We start from the raw sequence: 22344 nt of genomic DNA, 5'->3' as shown, positions 1-22344 counted from the left end.
ACGCACATGGGTTGGCTCGACGGACAAGCAGCATTGGTCACTGGCGGCACGGGCGGCATCGGTAGCGCCATCGTCCGGCGTTATGTGAACGAAGGCGCACGGGTGTGCGTCATGGCGCGTGATGGCGAACAGCTGAGCGCACTGCGCAGCGAACTGGGCGACGCCATCATAACGGTGCAGGGCGATGTCTCGAAATATGAAGACAATCAACGCGCGGTGGCAGCCACACTGAATGCGTTCGGCAAGCTCGACACGTTTGTCGGCAACGCGGCGGTATTTGACTACTTCACACGCCTGGACCGCATTGCCCCTGAAGATTTTGAAAGTGCATTTCAACGTTTGTTCGCCATCAATGTTCAGGGCTACATGCTGGGCGCACGATGCAGTACTGATGCCTTGCGCGCCAGTCGCGGCAGCATGATCTTCACCCTCTCCAACAGTGCTTTCTATGCTGGCGGTGGAGGCATTCTCTACGTCACCGCCAAACATGCTCTGGTCGGCATGATCCGTCAGCTGGCCTACGAACTGGCACCGGACATCCGCGTCAATGGTGTGGCGCCAGGTGCGACCAATACGCCGATGAAGAGTCTCGATGGGCTCAATTCGCGAAGTGTTCCGCTCAACCAGATCCCGGGTTTCGAGCAAGGCGCTGCGCAGGCGGTTCCGCTTCAGCGCATCGCTGAACCCGAGGATCACACGGGCCACTATGTGCTGTTGGCCTCAAGTGAAAACTCCGGGTTGACCACCGCCAACATCATCCATAGCGATGGTGGCTGGGAAGTTCGCAGCCCGGGCGCGGCCAGTCACAGAAAGGTCTGAAGACAGACGTGTAGTTGTACCCATAACAAGAGAAATGACCGATGAGCGTCTACAGCCGTTCCTTGAGTGCCCCCCAACAGAAGTTGCTGGATCTGTTCGCTGGTTTACCGATGCCGATCCTGGCCGCTCCGATGTTCCTGGTTTCCGGGCCGCAGCTGCTCAATGCCTGCTGTCAGGCGGGCATTGTCGGCAGCATGCCGGCGCCCAATGCGCGCACCGTCGAGCAACTGCAGCAGTGGCTGGCGCAGATCGTTGCCGAGCGTGAAACCGCGCAAATCCGGGGCCAGGTCTGGGCTCCCTGGATGCTGAACATGATCGTGCACAGTACCTATGATCGGTTCGAGGCCGAGTTGGAACTGGTCAAGCGCTACCAGCCGCAAATCGTTTCCACGGCCTTGGGCAGCCCCAAGCGCGTGATGGAAGCGGTCCATGGTTATGGCGGTGTAGTGATCGCTGACGTCATCACTCCGGCATTGGCACGCAAGGCCGTCGAAGCCGGTGTCGATGGACTGGTGTTGGTCTGTAACGGTGCCGGCGGCCATACCGGCAGCTACAACCCTTTTGCCTTCGTCGCTGAAGTCCGCGAGTTCTGGGACGGGCCGTTAGGTCTGGCCGGCGCTGTTTCGAATGGGCGCGACATCCATGCGGCGCAAGTCCTGGGCTGCGATTTCGCCTTGGTGGGCACCCGGTTGGTAGCGGCCCACGAGAGCCTGGTCGAAGATGCCTACCGGGACATGCTGGTGGACTGCTCCATGGATGATGTGACGACCACCAAGGCCGTCAGCGGCGTACTCGCCACCTGGATGAAACCTTCCCTGGAAAAGGCTGGCATTGATCCTGGCGCCGAGAACAACACGCGTATCGATTTTTCCGGTGACATCGCCTCTGCCAACAAGGCTTGGAAACACGTGTGGTCGGCCGGTCAGGGAGTAGGGCAGATAAAGCGCAGCTACAGCGTCGCCGAGTTGGTCGATGAGCTGCATCAGGGTTACCTGGCAAGTCAGCACCGCTCGCATTGAGCGTCCATCACCATCTATTGAGGAGTTATTCCGTGAGCCACGATTCCATCCAGGCTGCCGCCTCGGTTCTGGCGCAAGCGCGCATGACGCGAACCCCGTGCGGTCGTATCTCCGAGCGCTTCCAGATTTCCACTCTGGCTGACGCTTATGCCGTACAGGAACTCAATACCCAAGCCGCGCTGGCCGCCGGGCGCCGCCTCAGCGGGCGTAAAATCGGTTTGACCTCGCTGGCCGTGCAAGAGCAGTTGGGCGTCGATCAGCCAGACTTCGGCATGTTGTTTGCCGATATGGAATACGGCGATGGCGAGGCCATTGACAGCTCTCGCCTGATTCAACCCAAGGCCGAGGGCGAGATCGCTTTCGTGTTGGGGTGTGACTTGCCCAACCCAGACACAACTCTGGGCGAGCTAATGAGCGCAGTGGAGTACCTGGTACCGGCGCTGGAAATTGTCGATTCGGCGATTGAGAACTGGAAAATCACCCTGGTCGATACGGTGGCCGACAATGCTTCATCGGGCCTCTACGTCCTGGGCAAGAGTCCCGTGCGCCTGGCCAATCTGGACCTTGCGCTGGAAGGCATGCTGCTGGAAAAAAATGGTGCTCAGGCGTCGATCGGTGTGGGCGCAGCCTGCCTCGGCAACCCGCTGGACGCCTGCCTGTGGCTGGCGCGGACCATGGCCGAATTTGGCCGGCCATTGCGCGCAGGCGACGTGCTGTTATCCGGAGCCCTGGGCCCCATGGTGCCGGTGACTGCCGGTGACAGCCTGCGCTTGAAACTGACCCGACTGGGTGAAGTGAGCTGCCGATTCGTATGAGCGTGATGCGCTGACCGTTTGGTGTCATGCGACAGGGGGCCGGGTTGTTGAACCGGTACTCGTAACAACAAAAATAATGATGATGAGACTGCAGCCCTGTCTGTTGATCTCGTGAGGGCGTGCCGTGTACGACTTTTTTGACGATCCTGCCAAGTTGGCCCCTGCTCACGTGATTCTCGAGCCAGGAGAGGCGGGCAGTTTCATACTGCGATCCCCGGAACCTCTGCAACCCTATGCCCGTTGCATCGGCGAGTGGCTGGAGCGATGGGCGCACGAGGCTCCGCTGCGGCCTTACCTGGCTGAACGTCGCAATGGCGTCTGGTTCACCTTGAACTACAGCGAGGTTCGCCAACGCGTCGGCGCCCTGGCTCAGGGTTTACTGGAACTCGATACGGTACCCGGTCGACCGGTGCTGGTGTTGTCGGAAAACGACATCGACCAGGCATTGATTACACTGGCGGCCATGCATGTCGGGATTGCGGTGGCCACCGTTTCGGTCGCTTATTCGCGCAATACACAGAGCGGCTGCAGCAAGCTCAAGTCTATCGTTGCGCAACTGCAACCGGCGTTGATCTTCATCAATGATGGCGACACTTATCGCCGCACCATCGAATTGATCCAGCCGGACTGTCCCGTGGTGGTTGCGCGCAACGCCCAGGCCGTTTCTGGCGCGCTGCCGCTGCCCCTGCTTTACCGGGTCGAAAGTGCGCAGGTCATGGAGACCTATCTGCGCCTCGATGGCGATGTCCCAGCCCGATATATGCTGACCTCCGGCTCCACTGGCACGCCCAAGGTGGTGATCAATACCCATCGCATGCTGTGCGCCAATCAGCAATCGATCGCCCAATGCTGGCGCTTCCTCGAAGGCAGTGAAATGGTCGTGGTGGATTGGCTGCCATGGAGTCATACCTTCGCCGCGAACCATAACTTTAATATGGTGCTGCGCAATGGCGGCACGCTCTATATCGATGATGGTTTGCCGGTGACCGGGCGCATCGAGCGGACGGTGGAAAATATCAAATCCGTCCAGCCGACGGTGTTCTTCAACGTCCCTCGTGGCTATGAAGCGCTACTGCCTTATCTGGAGCGCGACGAGGAGTTGGCGCAAGCACTTTTCGGTCGCCTGGACATGCTGTTCTATGCCGCTGCGGCTTTGCCACAGAACACGTGGGACCGGTTGATGGCCTGTGCGGAAAAGGTGCGGGACAAGCCCCTGTTCTTTACCAGCGAATGGGGCGCGACCGAGACCTCTCCAGTGCTCACCAATGTTCATTACCATCTGGACAAGCCAGGCAATATCGGCCTGCCAGTACCTGGCGTTGAGATCAAGTTCGTGCCCAGCGGCGACAAGCTGGAAATGCGTGTGCGCGGACCCTCAGTGTTTCAGCAGTATCTCAATGACCCGAAAGGCAGCCTTGAGGCGTTCGATGAACAGGGCTTCTATCAGATTGGCGATGCCGGTCGACTGCTCGATCCCGAGCGCCCGGAGAAGGGCATCGTGTTTGACGGGCGGGTCACCGAAGACTTCAAGTTGACCACTGGCACGTGGGTTTCCGTCGGTACGTTGCGCCCACGGCTGGTGAGTGCCTTGGCGCCTTTCGCTTCTGACTGTGTGATTTGCGGTCACGATCGAGACGTGATTGGCGCATTGATCTATCCGACGCCGGCGTTGCGCGCCTTGGCCGGAGCCGCCGGCAAGCGCATGACCGCTGAACAACTGGCTCTGGAACCTGCCGTTCGCCTGGCCCTGAGTGCAGGCTTGCAAACACTGGCCCAGCAGTTTCCTGCGTCCTCGCAGCATGCGGTGCGCATGGTCATCCTCGACTCGCCGCCGAGCCTCGATGATGGGGAAATTACTGACAAGGGTTACATCAACCAACGCGCTGCACTGGGCCTGCGTGCTGATGCGGTGAAGCGTCTGTATGCCGAGACGTTAGACCGGGCCGTGATCCTACTCGACGAAGCTTATGGAGAAAGTAGATGAGTTCCAGAAAACTGAAAGTCGCCATCATCGGCTCCGGCAACATCGGCACCGACCTGATGATCAAGATCCTGCGTAACGCCAAGCATCTGGAAATGGCGGTCATGGTCGGCATCGACCCGGCCTCTGACGGCCTGGCCCGCGCCCAGCGCATGGGAGTGGCCACCACCCACGAAGGCGTTGAAGGCCTGACCCGCCTGGACGTGTTCAAGGACATCGACTTCGTCTTCGATGCCACTTCGGCCGGCGCCCATGTGAAGAACGACGCGTTTCTGCGCTCGATCAAACCCGGCATCCGTCTGATTGACCTGACGCCTGCCGCCATCGGCCCGTACTGCGTGCCGGTGGTCAACCTGGAACAGAACCTCGCTCAGCTCAACGTCAACATGGTGACTTGCGGCGGGCAAGCGACGATCCCGATGGTCGCTGCCGTGTCACGTGTGGCGAAGGTGCACTACGCCGAAATCGTCGCCTCGATCGCCAGCAAATCTGCCGGCCCCGGCACCCGCGCCAACATCGACGAGTTCACCGAAACCACCTCCAAAGCCATCGAAGTGATTGGCGGCGCGGCCAAGGGCAAGGCGATCATCGTGATGAACCCGGCCGAGCCACCGCTGATGATGCGCGACACGGTGTTTGTGTTGTCCGAGGCAGCCGATCAGGCTGAGGTCGAGGCGTCCATTGTCGAGATGGCCGTAGCCGTACAGGCTTATGTGCCGGGTTATCGCCTTAAACAACAGGTGCAGTTCGACGTCATTCCTGAAGACGCTCCGCTGCACATTCCGGGCCTGGGCACGTTCTCCGGGCTGAAAACTTCGGTGTTCCTCGAAGTCGAAGGCGCCGCCCATTACCTGCCGGCCTACGCCGGTAATCTCGACATCATGACCTCCGCTGCCTTGGCCACCGCCGAGCGCATGGCGCAGTCGATGCTGAACGCCTGAGGAAACCGACATGACTTTTAACCCCGGCAAAAAACTCTACATCTCCGACGTGACCCTGCGCGACGGCAGCCACGCGGTGCGTCATCAGTATTCGCTGCAAAACGTGCAGGACATTGCCCGCGCCCTGGACAAGGCCAAGGTCGACTCGATCGAAGTCGCCCACGGTGACGGCCTGCAGGGTTCGAGCTTCAACTATGGCTTCGCCGCGCACACCGACCTGGAGTGGATCGAAGCCGCCGCCGACGTCATCAGCCACGCCAAAATCACCACCTTGCTGCTGCCCGGCATCGGCACGGTGCATGACCTCAAGGCGGCCTACAACGCCGGAGCCCGGGTGGTGCGCATCGCCACTCATTGCACCGAAGCCGACGTGTCGAAGCAGCACATCGAATACGCCCGCGAGCTGGGCATGGACACCGTCGGGTTCCTGATGATGAGCCACATGATTCCGGCCGAGCAGCTGGCGGCGCAAGCCAAGCTGATGGAAAGCTACGGCGCGACCTGCGTGTACATGGCCGATTCCGGCGGCGCGATGAACATGCAGGACATCCGCGACCGCTTCCGCGCCTTCAAGGCCGTGCTCAAGCCTGAAACCGAAACCGGCATGCACGCCCACCACAACCTGTCGCTCGGGGTGGCGAACTCGATCACCGCCGTCGAGGAAGGCTGCGACCGCATCGACGCGAGCCTCGCCGGCATGGGCGCCGGTGCCGGTAATGCGCCGCTGGAAGTGTTCATTGCCGCCGCCGAACGTCTGGGCTGGAACCACGGCACCGACCTTTACACGTTGATGGACGCGGCCGACGACATTGTGCGTCCGTTGCAGGACCGGCCGGTGCGGGTGGATCGCGAGACCCTGGCGCTGGGTTATGCCGGCGTTTATTCGAGCTTCCTGCGCCACGCCGAAATCGCTGCGGCCAAGTACGGCCTCAAGACCCTCGACATCCTCGTCGAACTGGGCAAACGCCGGATGGTCGGCGGCCAGGAAGACATGATCGTCGACGTCGCGCTCGACCTGCTGACGGCCCAGCGCCGTTAATCTTTCATCACACAGTGAATGAGCAAATGCCATGACCTATCACGTAGATATTCAACCAGCTGGGCAACAATTCGATCTGGATGCGAGCAAGACCATCCTGGATGGTGCGTTGGCGGACGGGCTGATGCTAAAGCACAGTTGCCGTGAAGGGACGTGTGGCAGTTGCAAGGGCAGGGTGGTGAGCGGCAGCGTCGATCATGCCAACAGTCCGCTGGAGGTTCTGAGCGAAGAGGAGCGTGCTGCCGGACTCGCCTTGTTCTGCTGTGCCAAGGCGACCTCGGACCTGGTCATCGATGCTCCGGAAGTAACCGAACTGCGCGGCATTTCGATTCAGCAGACGGCCGCCCGCGTGGCCAGCATCGAAAAGGTCGCCGACGATGTCATCGTCGTGCGACTAATGTTGCCGCCGACGGTCACGTTCAATTATTACCCCGGCCAATATGCGCAAGTATTGCTCAAGGACGGCACCCGTCGTAGTTATTCGATGGCGACACGTTCGACAGTGGACAATCAACTTGAATGGCATATCCGTCATATGCCAGGGGGCAGTTTTAGCGGGCATGTATTCAATGCATTGAAACCGCGCGAACTGCTTCGTCTGGAAGGCCCTTATGGTTCTTTCTATCTGCGTGAGAACGATCAACCGATGATCTTTCTCGCCAGTGGTACCGGTTTTGCGCCGATCAAGGCGTTGCTGGAGCAACTGCGTGAACAGGGTAATAACACACGTCCGGTTTATCTCTATTGGGGTGGCCGGCAGCGCAAGGATCTCTACCATCACGAGCAGTTGCTCGAGTGGCAGGCCGAATTACCCTGGTTGAACTACATTCCGGTGCTCTCGGAACCGAATGATGCCTGTCAGTGGCAAGGCGCTTGCGGATTTGTACACCAGCAGGTCCTGTCCGACTTTGCTTCGTTGAAGCGTTTTGAAGTGTATGCCTGTGGGGCACCGATCGTCGTGGATTCCGCCCGTCGAGACTTTATCGGGCAGCGAGAGTTGCTGGAAAACAATTTCTACGCTGATGCATTCGTATAACCGCAACAACGTTAACTAACGGATTAGAACGAGCAACACCCGAACTTTATTGGGCACGCCTGCGTGGTCGCTCAACAGGTTCGGGGGCAGGTACACGCCAGCAGTAAGGACCCGTTCAATACTAATAAAAATAGAGAAAATCATGAAAGCTCAAGTTCGCGTTCCCTCGAGTATCGCTGTTTGTTTTGTTCTCTCCGTTCTTGCTGGGCAAGTAAGGGCAGCCGGTTTCGTCGAAGACAGTAAAGCCAGTCTGACGATGCGCAATTACTACTTCGACCGCGACTACAAAGGCACGTCCGCGCAATCGGCAGCCCGCGAGTGGGCCCAAGGCTTCATTCTCAAATACAGTTCGGGGTTCACCCAGGGACCTGTGGGTTTCGGTATGGATGCCGTGGGGCTATTGGGCGTCAAGCTCGATTCATCGCCGGATCGTACGGGCACAGGTTTGCTGCCGTACGACGTGCCCAGCCGAGAACCGCGCGACGATTACTCGGAGCTTGGCCTGACTGGCAAAATGAAAATCTCGAAGACGGAACTGCAAGCCGGGACCATCAGTACGTTCCTGCCAATCGCCTTCGCCAGCCCCACGCGTTTGTTGCCGCAGACCTTTCGTGGTGCCTATTTGCGCTCGCAGGATCTGGACAACCTGACGTTGAATGCAGGCTGGTTGGACCGCATTAATCTGCGCGATTCCACCAGTTACCAAAAAATGACCGTCGCATCGCCCAACGGTCGTTTCAACCCCGCCGCCGAATCGGACCGGTTCGTCTTTTTGGGCGGTGATTACAAATGGTCCGATAGCCTGACACTGAAGTACTACCACGCTGTGCTGGACGAAATGTATCGCAAGGACTACTTCGGCTTCGAGCAGATACAGCCTATCGGTCCTGGGAAGCTGAAGACGGATGTGCGCTATTTCATCACAGGGGAAGACGGTGCGGCCAAGGCTGGACACGTCGACAATCGCAATCTGGGGATGATGTTCACTTATTCGGTGGGCGCCCACAGCCTGGGGGCCGGTTATATGCAGCTCAACGGCGCTACCGCCATGCCTTATCTGACCGGGACCGAACCCCTGGTAGTGTCCGAAGGGTCGCTCAGTTCCGAGTTCCTCAACCCCAAGGAGCGCAGTTGGCAAGTGCGCTACGACTACGATTTTGCGGGCGTCGCAGTGCCAGGCCTCAAAGGCATGGTGCGCTACCTGGAAGGCAGCAATATCCAACTGCCGACGGCTTTGGGTGGCGATGGCCTCAGTGAAAGCGAAAAAGATGTCGAACTGTCCTACGTCGTGCAGTCGGGCACATTCAAAGGGGTCGGCTTACGTCTTCGCCATGCCTGGTATCGCAATGATTTCGCCCCGGCGGCTTCCTTCCGCGATGACAACGAGACACGGGTGAACATCGATTACACCTTGGCGCTCTGGTAGTCCAGGCAGCGACTGGCCGAACGGGCGCCATCAAGCGCCTGGCCGCTCCCAACCACCACAACAAGAACAACAACATTGGATTACTGATCATGCAGCAGCGTGTATACGACGTTCCGACACATCGAAATCGAAGGGTAGCGGCGCCTCTCCCGGGCTGTCCTTGCGGTTATTGCACCCACAGCGCTCCGCACTCCGAAGCCACGTCCGTCCTGCTCGCATTCCACTGAGGATCACTCATGGACTTTTCAATTCTGGCATTTCTTACCCAGGACGGGCTGACCACAGGCGCCATTTATGCATTGGTGGCTCTGGCACTGGTTCTGGTGTTTTCGGTTACTCGCACGATCCTGGTTTTCCAGGGCGAGTTCGTGACCTTCAGCGCCCTGACACTAGCCACGCTCCAGTCCGGACTTTTGCCCGGCACGTTGTGGTTGTTGATCGGTTGCTCAATCGCGGCATGCCTGCTCGACAGTGCAATCGCATTGAAACATCGACAGCCATGGCAATTGCCACGAATCGCGCTCAGCTACCTGGCACTGCCACTTGCATTGCTTGTAATACTCAGCACTTTTGACCTGCAAAGCCTTCCAGGACTGATAAAAATCATTGTTGCACTGGCGATCGTTACACCATTGGGACCACTGCTATACCGGCTGGTCTATCAGCGCGTTGCCCAAAGTTCGGTATTAGTGCTGCTGATCATTTCGGTCGCTGTGCACATCGTGCTAATCGGGGCCGCCCTGTGGATGTTCGGTGCTGAAGGTGTACGAACTGAGGCCTACAGTGATGCCGGTCTTATGCTCGGTGAACTCTCGATCAGCCTGCAAAGTCTGCTGGTGGTTGGTTGTGCGTTGCTGTTGATCGGCCTGCTTTACGTTTTCTTTGGCCACAGTTTGTATGGCAAAGCCCTGCGAGCCACTGCATTCAATCGCACTGGCGCGCAACTGGTGGGCATTCCCACTCAACTCGCCGGCAAAAGCGCTTTTGCGCTGGCAGCATTCATCGGGGCAATTTCCGGAATCCTCATCGGCCCACTGACAACGTTGTATTACGACTCCGGTTTTCTCATCAGCCTCAAGGGCTTCGTTGCCGCAATTATTGGCGGTCTGATCAGCTATCCATTGGCCGCCGCAGGTGCGTTCCTGGTAGGCCTGCTGGAGAGTTTCGCGACCTTCGGGGCATCGGCTTACAAGGAGGTCATCGTTTTTACGCTGGTCATACCCGTGTTGCTCTGGCTCTCGCTGAAACACCCCAACATTGAGGAGCAACACTAATGGCCCGTCGTCTCATACCGCTGTTTCTTCTGCTCTTGGTTGCCTGTATCGCGCCTCAGGTATTGCCGGCTTTTTATGTCAGCCTGTTTAACTACATCGGCTTGTACAGTCTGGTTGCATTGGGCTTGGTGTTGTTGACGGGGGTCTGCGGCCTGACGTCGTTCGGCCAGGCAGCATTCGTCGGCATCGGGGCTTATGCCACCGCTGTGCTCAGTACTACGCTGGGGTTATCACCCTGGCTAGGGCTTCTGGTCGGTTTGAGTACGACCTTTGTCGTCGCCTTGGTACTCGGCCTGTTGACCCTGCGCCTGGCGGGTCACTACTTGCCCATCGGCACCCTAGCTTGGGGATTGGCAATCTATTACCTGTTTGGCAATTTGCCCGGGCTGGGAGGTTTTGGTGGCATTCAAGATCTGCCAACCATCGCTTTATTTGGCTGGCGGATCGACAGCGCAGCGGATTTCAGCCTTCTGATCGGAGTCTTGCTGATCGCCAGCATCTGGCTGCTCGACAATCTCCTTCACAGTCGTCAGGGGCGCGCCATCCGGAGCCTCAAGGAAGCGGGCGGCATGGCCGAGGCCATGGGTGTGGACACGGCACGCAGCAAATTGATCGCATTCGTGCTGGCAGCGCTGCTCGCGTCGCTATCCGGCTGGCTCTATGCGCACATGCAACGAGTGGTCAACCCGACACCGTTTTCGGTGAACATGGGTATCGAATACCTGTTCATGATTGTCCTGGGCGGCACTGCAAGCCTATGGGGCGCGCTGGTTGGCGCAGCGCTTCTGACTTTGATCAAGCAGGCGCTGCAGGACGTTTTGCCACTGTTGTTCGGGCACGCCGACAACTTCGAAATGATTTTCTTCGGCCTGTTGGTGATTCTTGTACTGCAGTATGCCCGAGGCGGTCTGATGCCACTTTTGCGCAATAGCCTGCCGACACTTCGACCTTCCATCCTGCCCCTCGCCGAGGCACCCGCATTGCCCCGGCGCCAGCCACCCACGGCTGGCTCCCCGCTGCTGATAGCCAAAGGCCTGGTGAAACGTTTCGGCGGGCTTGTCGCAAATAAGGATATGAGCCTATCGGTCAAATCCGGCGAAATCACAGCGCTGATCGGCCCGAACGGCGCAGGCAAGTCCACATTGTTCAATCTGTTGTCCGGGGTACTGCCTCCCACTGCCGGAGAGATCCTGTTTCTGGGTCAACGCATCGACGGCCTCCCGCCACGCAAAATCGCCAGGCTAGGTGTGAGCCGCACCTTCCAACACGTGCGCCTGCTACCGGAAATGAGTGTTCTGGAAAATGTCGCGCTGGGCGCCCATAGCCGGGCAAGCGCAGGGCTGCTGCGTTCACTGCTGCACACAGAGCGCGAGGAGGAAAAACGGATCCTGGCCGAAGCTGCGCGCCAAATCGAACGCGTCGGATTGGGTCAATTCATTCATGCCCCTGCTGGCAGCCTCGCTCTGGGACAGCAGCGCATTGTCGAGATCGCTCGTGCCCTGTGCAGCGATCCCTTGCTGTTGCTCCTCGACGAACCCGCGGCGGGTCTGCGATATGGCGAAAAACAAGCGTTGGCCGGTCTGCTCGAACAACTGCGCCGCGAAGGCCTGGGCGTGCTGTTGGTGGAGCACGACATGGACTTCGTCATGCGTCTGGCTGACCACGTCGTAGTGATGGAGTTCGGCCAGCGCCTTGCTGCCGGGACCCCCGATGAAATACAGGACAACCCGGCGGTGCTGGCCGCTTATCTGGGAGGGGTGGAATGAGCCATCTACTGCAAGTTCGTAATCTGTCGGTCAGTCATGGCAAGGTCGAAGCCGTGCGCAAGCTCGACCTGCATGTCGAGGAAGGCCAGATCGTCAGCCTGATCGGCCCGAATGGAGCGGGTAAAACCACCTTGATGGCAGCCCTCATGGGCTTGCTGCCCGCTAGCGGCGAAGTGCGCTACTTGGGCCAACCCCTGTTGGCCCATAAGGGCGTTGCGCAACGCGTTGGCATGGGCATGGCGCTGGTGCCGGAAAGCCGCGAACTGTTCGGCCCGATGAGCGTGGAAGACAACCTGCGACTGGGCGCATTCAGTCGGCATCGTCGCGGTCTGCGGGATCACGACCAAAGCCTCGATGAAGTGTTCGGTTTGTTTGCGCGACTGCATGAACGTCGGCACCAGGCCGCCTGCACGCTCTCCGGCGGCGAGCGGCAGATGCTTGCCATTGGGCGCGCATTGATGGGCAAACCCCGATTGCTGATGCTCGACGAACCCAGCCTGGGCCTTGCTCCCAGGGTGATCAACGAGACGTTCTCGATTATCCAGAACCTGCGACGCAGCGGCGTCTCAATTCTCTTGGTGGAGCAAAACGCAAGAGCTGCGCTCAAGATTTCGGACTACGGGTATGTCATGGAACTAGGCGAATTGGTTCTGGAAGGTCGAGCTGAAGACCTGGCGCAGAATCCAAAAGTCATTGAGACCTACCTCGGCCGTAAACCCACTACATTCGGCCCCCCAAAAACTGAGGCAGTAGATGCCTGAGTAAGCAAAAACCTGCTGATCAGAGTTCCCTCGCACATAGAACAACAAAACCACCTGGAGCTTCCATGAAACGCCACATCGCCTTGTTTTTTACTGCATTGATGACAACAGCAGCTCATGCCGACATCTCTATCGGCATCATCCTTTCGACAACCGGGCCTGGAGCCTCTCTGGGCATTCCAGAACGCAATACCGTGCAACTACTGCCCAAACAGATCGCTGGGCAAACCGTTAATTACATTGTCCTAGACGATGCTAGCGACAGTACCGCGGCCACCAAGAACGCTCGCAAACTGGTGAGCGAACATGCTGTTGACCTGCTGATCGGCTCCACCACGGTACCAACCTCTTCGGCGGTCGCCCAAGTCGCCAAGGAAAGCAGTACGGCGCAGATCGCCCTTGCTCCTTACGTCCCGCCAAACAACGAGAATCATTGGATTTTCACTATCGCTCAAACCAATAATCTCATGGCCAAGTCGCTCATCGAGCACATGCAGCACAACGGCGTAAAAACACTGAGTTACATCGGCTTCAACGACGTCTGGGGTGAGGATTGGTTCAAGGCCCTCGGCGAACTGGCTCCCGCAGCCGGCATCACACTGGTGCGCGATGAGCGCTTCAACCGCACCGATTCCTCTGTCAGTGGCCAGGCATTGAAAGTAATCGGCGCACGACCTGACGCAGTGCTGATCGGCGCTGCCGGAGCTCCCGCTGCGCTCCCCCATACCGAACTGCGCAGGCTCGGCTACAAGGGCGCGATTTACCACACTCATGGCGCTGCCAATAGCGCCTTTCTGCGGATCGGCGGCAAAGCCCTCGACGGGGCCATCCTGCCCGTCGGTCCGGTAGTGGTCTGGGACAAGCTACCCGACAACCATCCCTCCAAGGCAATCGCGAGCCAATACGCCCAAAGCTATGAAGCGCAGTTCGGCCCCCACAGTCTCTCGCCTTTTGGCGCTTATCTATATGACGCCATGCGCCTGGTGGAAGCCGCAGTACCTGGCGCACTGCAAGCCGCCCAGCCCGGAAGCCCCGAGTTCCGCCAAAGCTTGCGTGATCAGCTGGAAAAAACCGACAACGTCGTCGGTACCCATGGGGTTTACAACTTAAGCCCAACTGACCACTTCGGGCACGACCAACGCGCCCGAGCGCTTGTCAGCGTGCAAAACCAGCAATGGGTTCTGCTTAACGGTCCTCAATAAAGATAATTGTCTAGTCCTGAAATAGGTATGCACCTGTTTCACCACAATGCCCGATGCACTGCATCGGGCATTTTTTTCCGGGCGCCAGGCATGGTGGTGGTGGCCACATGGGTAATGCGCTACCAGACCACGGACGACCGGCAAGGCGGTGATCGTGTCGAAGACAATAAGGTAGGGCATAGCGATCGCCCCCTATGTGAAATTTGCGCTCGCAGGATCTGGACAACTTGATGTTGAGTGTCGGCCGGTTGGACCGCATCAGCGCGGTTCCACCAACTATCAAAAAGCCCGTTGCATCGCCCAATGGCCGTTGCAACCCCAAGGCCGAATCAGACCAGTCTGTCTTTCTGGGTGGTGATTACAAATGGTCCGATAGCTTGACACTGAAGTACTACCACGCGTAGCTGGACGTAATGGTTCCGAGTTCATCAACTGGCCGTATGAACGTCATAGCGCTCATGTTCGATTTCTCTGAAATGGCCCGTTTTGAATGTCCGCTGGTGGCCGGTTGCTGCCTGTCGCAAAGGGTTGCAACCGACCCGTACCGGACCTTCTTGATGGAGGCTGATTCTGCTTTTCCCTCATCTCGTACGAGCGTGGGTGTCTCAGAATATGGCTAATGCCGCTCTCCATCTATTCAAGGCAGCCTTCAGGCGTTGCAGGCAAGCCATCGAGAAATGCAGCAATCTGCCGGGCACCACACAAGTGCACCGTAGGAATTTGCGGCCCTACGGCCAAGCGCACCGCCTCGATACCTGGACGATAACCACGATCGAAATTCCACACGAAATTCAGAAAGGTCAAAAACGCCCGGTCGAGCTTCTCTGTACAACCTGCTGCAAGATCAGGGCGAGGGCGGTTCATCACGCTGCTGCGCAGGATCACCCGGGTGAAACAGGTGAGCCGCGGCGTATCGAGCCAGATGATCAAGTCGGCACGGGGCAGGCGAAGATCGAATGTACGCCGGGCATAGTTGCCTTCACAAATCCAGGCTGGCGGTGCGATCGCTTCGCTGACCCGTGCGCGGAACTTCTCAGCGTCGGGTTCGACCCAGTCGGGCTGCGCTATTTGCAGATGAGAGCAAGAGGTCAGAAATCCCAGCGTGTCGACACCATCACGTTCCGAGGGTCGCCGTAGTACGACGATCTGTAAAAGCCGATATTGGTGAAGTACTTCTTGTCGAGCACGTTGTTGACGTTCACTGAGGCGGACAGGTTTTTGCTCAACTGGTAACGCGCCATCAGGTCGACCAGCCAGTACGGGTCCTGGGAGAACTCTTGAGTCACACCTTTTCCGCTGTTGTAGACCTCTTGCCAGCCTTTGCCTTGCCAGCGCGCGCCCCCGCCGAGCGTGAGCCGGTCGAGGCTGCCGGTGAGTTTGTAGCTGGTGTAGAAGTTGAGCTGGTCTTCAGGCTCCCAGGTCGAAAACTTTTTCCCGCTGTCATCACGGATCACCTTGTGGGTGTAGCCCGCTTGGACTTGCCAGCCCGGTGCCAGTTCGCCGGAGATCTCGGCTTCATAGCCTTTGGTTTTTGCCTTGATGCCGACGTAGGCCCAATCCACGAGCGCGTTGGGCGGGAGGTTGTTGTTGTACTCGGTGTCTTCTTCAGCCCGATTTTCTTCATGAATTTCAAAGTAGGCGAGGCTGGTGTTCAGGCGTCCGTCGAAGAACTCGCCTTTGATGCCCACTTCGTAGTTTTTGCCTTCGTCGGGCTCGACCATTTTGTTGTTTCGGTCGGGGCGCAGCATCTGCGGCATGAAAATTTCTGTGTAGCTGGCGTACGCCGAGAAGTGTTCGTCGATGTCATACACCAGGCCGGCGTAAGGGATGAGTTTTCCGGTCTCCCTGGAGTCGTTGCTACCGGTCAGGCGGTAATCCGTCAGGCGCGAACCCAACAGCAGGGAGAGGTCATCGGTGAGGCTCAGGCGCGTCGAAAAGTAGCCGGCGGTCTGGCGTGTCACGTCGTCTTTCCTGGCGCTGACGTTGCCCCAATCGGGCTCGTCGCTGTCGCCGTCCCATGAATAGAGATCGAAGGTGTTGTTGCCGTAGGTTGCGTTGTAATAGTCCTTGCCTTTCCAGTGCGAGCGGGAGGCAGTTGCGGGGAGCACTGATAACGCATTACCTGTAGGAGCCGGCTTGCCGGCGATGGACTCGAGTGCGCCGCGTTTAACCAGAACGCACGCGTTATCGTTAACGATCATCGCCAGCAAGCCGGCTCCTACAAGGGACCGGTTCGCAAGGCAAAGAGGCTGCACGCTCGTCCAAATGAGTCGATACACCCTTTGTTTTTGTCGGGAGTCGGGCGACCACGCCGCCCGAGCCGAACCTGCATCCCATTCAAAAGTACTTAAGCCAGCCGATATCGCGACGGCGCGCCTTCAATGCGGCGAACCACCGCACAGGCAGATACAGCGTTGCAGCCAGCAGCACCGCCGTCAGCCACACCGCCCAGATGCTGTCGAAGCCGAAGTAGTTGCCATGATTCAGGCCGAACACTGCCAGGCAGATCAGGTACATCACTTTCAGTACGTACAGGTGGAGCAAGTAGAAGAACATCGGCGCCGCACCAAATACCGCCAAGGTGCTGATCCACCTGCGTTGCTGAGCCCGCTCGAAGCCAAGCAGCAGCAACAGGCCCACTCCCAGCGTCAGGGACAGGAAGAGCAGGGAAGGGGGGTATTTGGTGATGTTGAAGAAGCTCATGACGGTTTGCAGGGGACTTTCATAGGCCAGCCAATGCGCCTCGCCATAGCCGTTGATAAGGCGCAGTGCAACGAAGCCGATCAACGCGCCGGCCCCGGTTAGTAACAGATAGCGCTGACGCACGGTGGTGGAGGCTGAGCGAGAGAACCAGGGGCCCATGCAGTAACCCAAGGCGATCACACCGATCCACGGCAGTACCGGGTAAGAACTGCGCAGGCGCAAACTGTCGGAGAATTCGAGCCAGCCGCGATCATGCAAGATCGCCCAGGGCAGATGCATCGCTGATCCGACCGGGAAGTGCAGGGGATCGAGCAGGTTGTGTCCGGCGACGATGACCAGGCCCAGGACACACAGGACTGGCCGAGGTAGCCAGACCAGTGCAGCGAGGGCAATCATGCTGACGCCGATCGCCCAGATCACTTGCAGGTAGATCACAGTGGGCGGCAACTGGAATGTCCAGGCGAAATTCACCAGGGTGAATTCCAGCAAAACCAGGAACAGGCCACGCTTGAACAGGAACATCGACACATCGTGCTTGCCCTGGTGCTTTTCGCCATACAGGTAAGCGGACAGTCCCGTGAGCAGAACGAACACCGGCGCACATAAATGGGCGAGCGTTCGGCTGAAGAATAGCGTCGGGTCAGTGGTGTCGATGGCCATCGGGTCGGCGACTTGACGGTGCAGGAAGAACGTTTCACGCACGTGATCCAGCAGCATGAAGATGATCACCAATCCCCGCAGGGCATCGATGGACATCAGGCGTTGACTGAGGCTTGTGGTGGGGGGGATTTGAGTGAAGTGGGTCATCGAAAGTCGCAGGCAGGGAGTGGATAGCGTTGTCGGTAGACAACCGAAAGCTAATGTAATGATATTCTATAACATGTCGTTGAGTTCTGTCCTGCCCGTGCGGATTCCAGTTGTCGTTGTGCTGCAAAAGCAGAAGGTGGCCTTGAGTCTTGCACCGACCACGACGACGCCTTCGCCGGCAAGCCGGCTCCTACATGGGGTCGGTGTCGTTTGCCGATTTCGTGTTCAGTTTAAAATTCCTGTAGATACCGTCTTGAACCTCACCGAAAGCACAACACCGGCGCCAGGCCGGTGTTGTGCTTTTCTTCGTTGCGTTTACCTCGGGTAGCCGAGCGCAGCGCCACCTAACCGGGTGCTTTAGAAGCGGTACTTCGCGGAAGCGGTAATGCTGCGCGGTGCGCCGTACGTCAGGGCACCGTAGGCATCGAAGATGTCGAAGTACTTCTGGTCGGTGATGTTGTCGGCATTCACCTGCGCCGAGAGGTTTTCGGTGATCTCGTAGCGGGCCATCAGGTTGACCAGGGCATAGGCATCCTGCTGGATCTTCTCGGAGTTGCCTGCCGGGTTGGTGGCGTAGGTGTAGATCGAGTCCTGCCAGTTGACGCCGCCGCCAATGGTCAGCTTGTTGAAAGCGCCAGGCAGGCGGTAGGTGGTAAAGGTACGCAGCAACTTGGTCGGGTACAGCGTGTTGACGTCGTCGCCATTGGCATCTTCGGCCGTGAACTGGGTGTAACCCACCGATGCGTTCCAGTTGGTAGCGAGCTCGCCGGACACTTCCAGCTCGAAGCCCTTGCTGGTTGCGCCTTCACTGGCCTCGTAGGCGAAGCCGCCGACAGGGTTCGAAGGATCGATCAGCTGGCCGGTGTTCTGGCCCAGGTTATCCTGCTTGATCTGGAAGATGGCAGCGGAGGCGTTCAAGCGGCCGTCGAAGTATTCACCCTTCAGGCCGATTTCCGTGCTCTCGCCAACGATCGGCTCCAATGTCTGGCCACTGCTGTCGCGTACCGACTGCGGCAGGAAGATTTCCGTGTAGCTGGCATAGGCCGAGAGGTTGTCGGTGAGGTCGTAGACGATGCCTGCATAGGGGGTCAGCTCATGGTCGACATCGACCTTGCTCACTTCCGAGAAGACGTCATCACTGGTCTTCTCGTACCAGCTTTCACGTGCGCCAAGAATCACTTTCAAATCGTCGGTCACGTTCAGGCGGGTGGCTGCATAGAGGCCCTTCTGCCGGGTCTCGCTGTAGCCGTAGTCGGTCCGCGGGCCCCATACCGGCTCTGCGAAATTGCCGCTATAGGCATCGAAATCGGTAATCCCGTCAAAGCCGGTTTGCGCGTCGAGTGAGTCGGCGTCGAATTTCTGCTTGCTGTCCACATAACCGAAGGCCAACTCGTGCTCACGGCCCAACAATTTGAACGGGCCATTGAAGCGGATGGCGTAGTCGTCCTGGGTGGTCTCGGTCTTGTAGGTCGCCGGGAACGAAAACATGCCGGAGCTGCCGTTCCTGCCTGGGTTGCCGGACAGGTACAGCAGGGACGAGTCGCCGGTGCGTTCGCCACGGTTGTAGCTGAGGTTGACTTGCCAGTCGTTGGCAAAGGTGTGATCGAGATTGACGAAGTAGGTCTCGTAGGTGGTGTCCCACTTGCTCCATTTGGCGGAGGTCGACTTCGAGCGGCTCCAGTTGGTGCGGCCGCCGTCTGCGTACCAGACGGGCAGGCCGCCCCACATCGGCGAATCGGCGTTGCTTTCTTGCCGGCTCAAGCCGAACCAGAGCGTGGTGTCGGGCGTCAGGTCGATGTCCATGGTGCCGTAGACGGTCTGGCGCTTGTTCGAGTTCATGTCGATCCAGGTGTCGCCCTCGTTGCTCTCCGCGACCAATCGCCCGCGAATGGTGCCTTCCTCGTTCAGCGCGCTGGACACATCAGCCTCGACGCCATAGGTGTCCCAGCTGCCGGCACTCAGTTCCAGCGAACCCTTCAGGTCGGTACTGCTGGCGCGCTTGCGCACCATGTTGATGGACGCGGAAGGGTCGCCGGCGCCCGTCATCAAACCGTTGGCGCCACGGACCACTTCAACGCGGTCATACATGGCCAGGCTGCTGAAAATCTCCCCCGAGCTCCATGGCTGTTCGTAGAGGGTGGGTACGCCATCGATCATCAGCGAGTTGAGTTCAAAGCCGCGGGCGTTGAACTGCGCCCGGCTGGTTTCGTAGCGGTTGACCGAGACACCGGTGGCATTGTTGACCACGTCCAGGATCGTATGCAGGTCCTGGTCCTGGATGCGCTGCTGGGTGATGACGCTGACCGACTGCGGCGTCTCCCGCAGGGACATGCTCAACGGCGTGGCCGTGCGTGCCGCCTCGGTCGTGTACGAGTGGGTGTCTTCGGTGACCGCACTGCGCTCGCGAACGGCCGTCTCCGTGACAGCGATAGGGGCCAAGGTCAGAGAACTCCCTGTCTCTGTTTGCTCAGTCTGTTCCGCCGCCTGCGCGGATGGCGCAGCGAACGCGATACCGGCTGCAAGCATGTGCACGGCCAGGGCCAGGGGGCGCACAGCCAGCTGTGCGCGGGGCGGAACGGTGTTTTGTGAACACAGGGAGATTGGGGTGTACATGTGCACTCACATTTGGCTTGTTGTTAATGAGAATCTGTATCATACGCAAATGTGATTGGTTATCAAATGATACTTGTAATGTCCTTTGTGAGGACATCAAGGGTATCCAGCGCAGAGCCCGCTCCGCTGTGACTGCATCGGACAGGGTGATTGCATCATTGCCTGGCGCAAGGGACTGCGCATCGCGTGGTTGCTGAAGAATGCCAAAGGCGGGGTAGAGGAGCAGGAGTTGCGAGTGCGTCACCAGTTTGGCGACGGTGAAAGGATGCTGCGCGCGACCCTGGAGGGGGCGGACTTTGTCAATGGCCGACATGGCGGGTGTCGGATCATTTGCGCAGTCAGTCGTGTGATTTATATAGCCCACGAAAAGACGATGGCCAGGCTGGGCGGCTTTGCCGTTACCGCATTTTTCCTCGGCGCAGGCAGTTGCGTCGCTGGGGATGATGTAGAAAACAGGGTCAGGGCTGTCGTGGACGCGGCTATTCGGCCGGTTATGCAAGAGCATGCCATTCCTGGCATGGCGGTGGCGGTAACACTCCATGGGAAGCAGTATTACTTTAACTACGGCGTCATCTCCATGGAGGAAAGAGGGCAGAAGGTGACCGAGGAGACGATTTTCGAGATCGGCTCGCTCAGTAAAACCTTTACGGCGACACTCGCATCCTACGCGCAGGAAAGCGGAAAGCTCTCACTGTCTGATCCCGCAAGCCAATACCTGCCTTCATTGCGTGGCAGCAGTCTCGACAACATCAGCCTGCTCGATCTTGGAACCTACGTGGCCGGCGGTCTGCCGCTGCAGTTTCCGGGCGATGTGGACAGTCACGAAAAGATGATCGGTTATTACAAAAACTGGCAACCGACTTATGCCGCCGGAACATACAGGCTCTACTCGAACCCGAGCATTGGTCTGCTCGGCTTTCTGACCGCCGAAAGCATGGGGGAGCCTTTCGAAGATCTACTGGAAAAGTGGCTGTTTGCGAAGCTCGGCCTGAAGCAAAGTTACATCAGGGTCCCTCAAGCGCAGATGAGTCATTACGCGTACGGCTATAGCAAAGAGGGCAAACCGGCCAGGATGGGCCCAGGTCTTCTGTATGCCGAGGCTTATGGCGTGAAATCCAGCTCGGCGGACATGATTCATTTCGTCGAGGCAAACATGCAAGAGACGGATCTGGATGAGCCTCTGCAACGTGCGATCACTGCAACGCATACAGGCTACTACAAGGTCGCAGATATGACGCAGGGCCTGGGATGGGAGTTTTACCCTTATCCAATAGAGCTCGACCGCTTGCTCGCGGGCAACGCATACACAATGGTCTTTGAGGGCCATGAAATTACCCGACTCAACCCTCCGCTGCCACCGCAGGGCAACGTGCTCATTAACAAGACGGGCGAGTCGGAAGGTTTCGGCGCTTACGTGGCCTTTGTTCCAGCCAAGGGTATGGGCATCGTGATGCTGGCGAACAAGAACTATCCCATCCCTGCCAGGGTGAAAGCCGCCCACGAAGTATTGACGGCCCTGGATACTCGGAATTGATCGAGTGCACGTCATTGAACATCCATCTACATCGACTTGGTCGAAACCACTTCCACAAACCGGAATTTTTTCCTGGCCGCCCTGGTCGCTTCTTGCTCAGCCAGGAGAGTACTCAACGTATCGGCCTCATAGACCATCTCGTGCGTCTTGCCTTCAAATTCATTGCCCACCCGAAGCGTGACTCTCAGCCTGGGTGTATAGGCTTTCGCGACCTTCTTTTTCTCTGCCACCTTCGCCGACTGCGTGATCACGATATCCGGGAGAGGCTTTTGCACTGGAGGCGCATTGTCCTGCGCAACCTGCTCGACAGCACCGAAAAGGGCCCGGCGCATCTCTTCTTCAGTTAATTCTGGGTTCATGCCAATTCTCAGAGGGGTGTTATGAGTAGCCAGTACGATTCTATCAGCATGACGAGTTTCTCCAGTAGCGAGTTCCCTCCACTTGTCGGGAGTCCCCCGTAAGCCGGCACTTGGCGGTAGAGAGCCAGAAGTGATTTAGCTTATTTCAACATTCGCCGCTAACGTTAATTTGCCAATCGTTGCGCTCGGGCATTGGTGGTGCGATGGAGCGTACCAACAGCACAGTAGTGGCAACTGAATTCAGCCAAA

General features: G+C 58.3%; 17 protein-coding genes and 2 pseudogenes. 14 read left to right on the top strand and 5 right to left on the bottom strand.

Annotated elements, in window-relative coordinates; all coding sequences use genetic code 11:
* Positions 1-6 precede the first annotated feature (6 nt).
* From hcaB to ACA067_RS20805, 13 genes are all read left to right on the top strand, one after another.
* On the top strand, positions 7-819 hold the full coding sequence (gene hcaB, locus ACA067_RS20865; protein ID WP_497458293.1) for a 3-(cis-5,6-dihydroxycyclohexa-1,3-dien-1-yl)propanoate dehydrogenase: 813 nt from the start codon (positions 7-9) through the stop codon (positions 817-819).
* A 41-nt stretch (positions 820-860) separates the two neighbouring features.
* The gene (locus ACA067_RS20860; protein WP_497458292.1) at positions 861-1838 is read left to right on the top strand and encodes an NAD(P)H-dependent flavin oxidoreductase; all 978 of its coding nucleotides are present in this window, start codon (positions 861-863) and stop codon (positions 1836-1838) included.
* A gap of 83 nt (positions 1839-1921) precedes the next feature.
* Entirely contained in the window at positions 1922-2653 is a 732-nt protein-coding gene (locus tag ACA067_RS20855) for a 2-keto-4-pentenoate hydratase (RefSeq protein ID WP_497462820.1), read from the top strand.
* 124 nt (positions 2654-2777) lie between these two features.
* On the top strand, positions 2778-4637 hold the full coding sequence (locus ACA067_RS20850; protein ID WP_497458291.1) for a feruloyl-CoA synthase: 1860 nt from the start codon (positions 2778-2780) through the stop codon (positions 4635-4637).
* Positions 4634-5575, top strand: a complete 942-nt coding sequence (locus ACA067_RS20845; protein WP_497458290.1) for an acetaldehyde dehydrogenase (acetylating) — start codon at positions 4634-4636, stop codon at positions 5573-5575. The genes ACA067_RS20850 and ACA067_RS20845 overlap by 4 nt, the downstream gene beginning before the upstream one ends.
* 10 nt (positions 5576-5585) lie before the next feature.
* Positions 5586-6614, top strand: coding sequence for a 4-hydroxy-2-oxovalerate aldolase (dmpG, locus tag ACA067_RS20840; RefSeq protein ID WP_128607777.1), 1029 nt, complete (start codon positions 5586-5588; stop codon positions 6612-6614).
* A 31-nt stretch (positions 6615-6645) separates the two neighbouring features.
* Entirely contained in the window at positions 6646-7650 is a 1005-nt protein-coding gene (locus ACA067_RS20835; RefSeq protein ID WP_497458289.1) for a CDP-6-deoxy-delta-3,4-glucoseen reductase, read from the top strand.
* Between the two features lie 142 nt (positions 7651-7792).
* Positions 7793-9076: an OprD family porin gene (locus tag ACA067_RS20830; protein WP_497458288.1), complete on the top strand. Its 1284-nt coding sequence runs from the start codon at positions 7793-7795 to the stop codon at positions 9074-9076.
* A 236-nt stretch (positions 9077-9312) separates the two neighbouring features.
* Positions 9313-10350: a branched-chain amino acid ABC transporter permease gene (locus ACA067_RS20825; RefSeq protein WP_497284664.1), complete on the top strand. Its 1038-nt coding sequence runs from the start codon at positions 9313-9315 to the stop codon at positions 10348-10350.
* Complete coding sequence (locus tag ACA067_RS20820) at positions 10350-12116, top strand: branched-chain amino acid ABC transporter ATP-binding protein/permease (protein WP_497458287.1); 1767 nt, start codon at positions 10350-10352, stop codon at positions 12114-12116. The genes ACA067_RS20825 and ACA067_RS20820 overlap by 1 nt, the downstream gene beginning before the upstream one ends.
* Positions 12113-12877 (top strand): ABC transporter ATP-binding protein, encoded by a 765-nt coding sequence (locus tag ACA067_RS20815; protein ID WP_497458286.1) that lies wholly within the window; start codon positions 12113-12115, stop codon positions 12875-12877. Before ACA067_RS20820 ends, ACA067_RS20815 begins: the two co-directional genes overlap by 4 nt.
* Positions 12878-12942: 65 nt before the next feature.
* The gene (locus tag ACA067_RS20810) at positions 12943-14079 is read left to right on the top strand and encodes an ABC transporter substrate-binding protein (RefSeq protein WP_497458285.1); all 1137 of its coding nucleotides are present in this window, start codon (positions 12943-12945) and stop codon (positions 14077-14079) included.
* 203 nt (positions 14080-14282) lie between these two features.
* Entirely contained in the window at positions 14283-14483 is a 201-nt protein-coding gene (locus ACA067_RS20805; RefSeq protein ID WP_497458284.1) for an OprD family outer membrane porin, read from the top strand.
* A 229-nt stretch (positions 14484-14712) separates the two neighbouring features.
* Here ACA067_RS20805 and ACA067_RS20800 read toward each other — a convergent pair.
* From ACA067_RS20800 to ACA067_RS20785, 4 genes and pseudogenes are all read right to left on the bottom strand, one after another.
* Positions 14713-15141: pseudogene (locus ACA067_RS20800) on the bottom strand (P-loop NTPase family protein); the annotation flags it as partial.
* A 26-nt stretch (positions 15142-15167) separates the two neighbouring features.
* Positions 15168-16187 (bottom strand): annotated as a pseudogene (locus tag ACA067_RS20795) (TonB-dependent siderophore receptor); the annotation flags it as partial.
* A 229-nt stretch (positions 16188-16416) separates the two neighbouring features.
* A complete protein-coding gene (locus tag ACA067_RS20790; protein WP_497458283.1) occupies positions 16417-17589 on the bottom strand; it encodes an acetyltransferase domain-containing protein in 1173 nt (390 codons plus the stop codon).
* Between the two features lie 357 nt (positions 17590-17946).
* Positions 17947-20028: a TonB-dependent siderophore receptor gene (locus ACA067_RS20785; RefSeq protein WP_497458282.1), complete on the bottom strand. Its 2082-nt coding sequence runs from the start codon at positions 20026-20028 to the stop codon at positions 17947-17949.
* 547 nt (positions 20029-20575) lie between these two features.
* On the opposite strand from ACA067_RS20785, the gene ampC reads away from it, so the two are divergent.
* Positions 20576-21736, top strand: coding sequence for a class C beta-lactamase (ampC, locus tag ACA067_RS20780; protein WP_497462819.1), 1161 nt, complete (start codon positions 20576-20578; stop codon positions 21734-21736).
* Positions 21737-21762: 26 nt separating this feature from the next.
* Here ampC and ACA067_RS20775 read toward each other — a convergent pair whose 3' ends face one another.
* Positions 21763-22095: a hypothetical protein gene (locus tag ACA067_RS20775; protein ID WP_497458281.1), complete on the bottom strand. Its 333-nt coding sequence runs from the start codon at positions 22093-22095 to the stop codon at positions 21763-21765.
* Positions 22096-22344: the final 249 nt, after the last annotated feature.

This window comes from Pseudomonas sp. LBUM1674 (genome assembly GCF_059695635.1).
The sequence above is the reverse complement of the archived record's forward strand: the minus strand, read 5'-3'. Positions and strand labels throughout refer to the sequence as shown.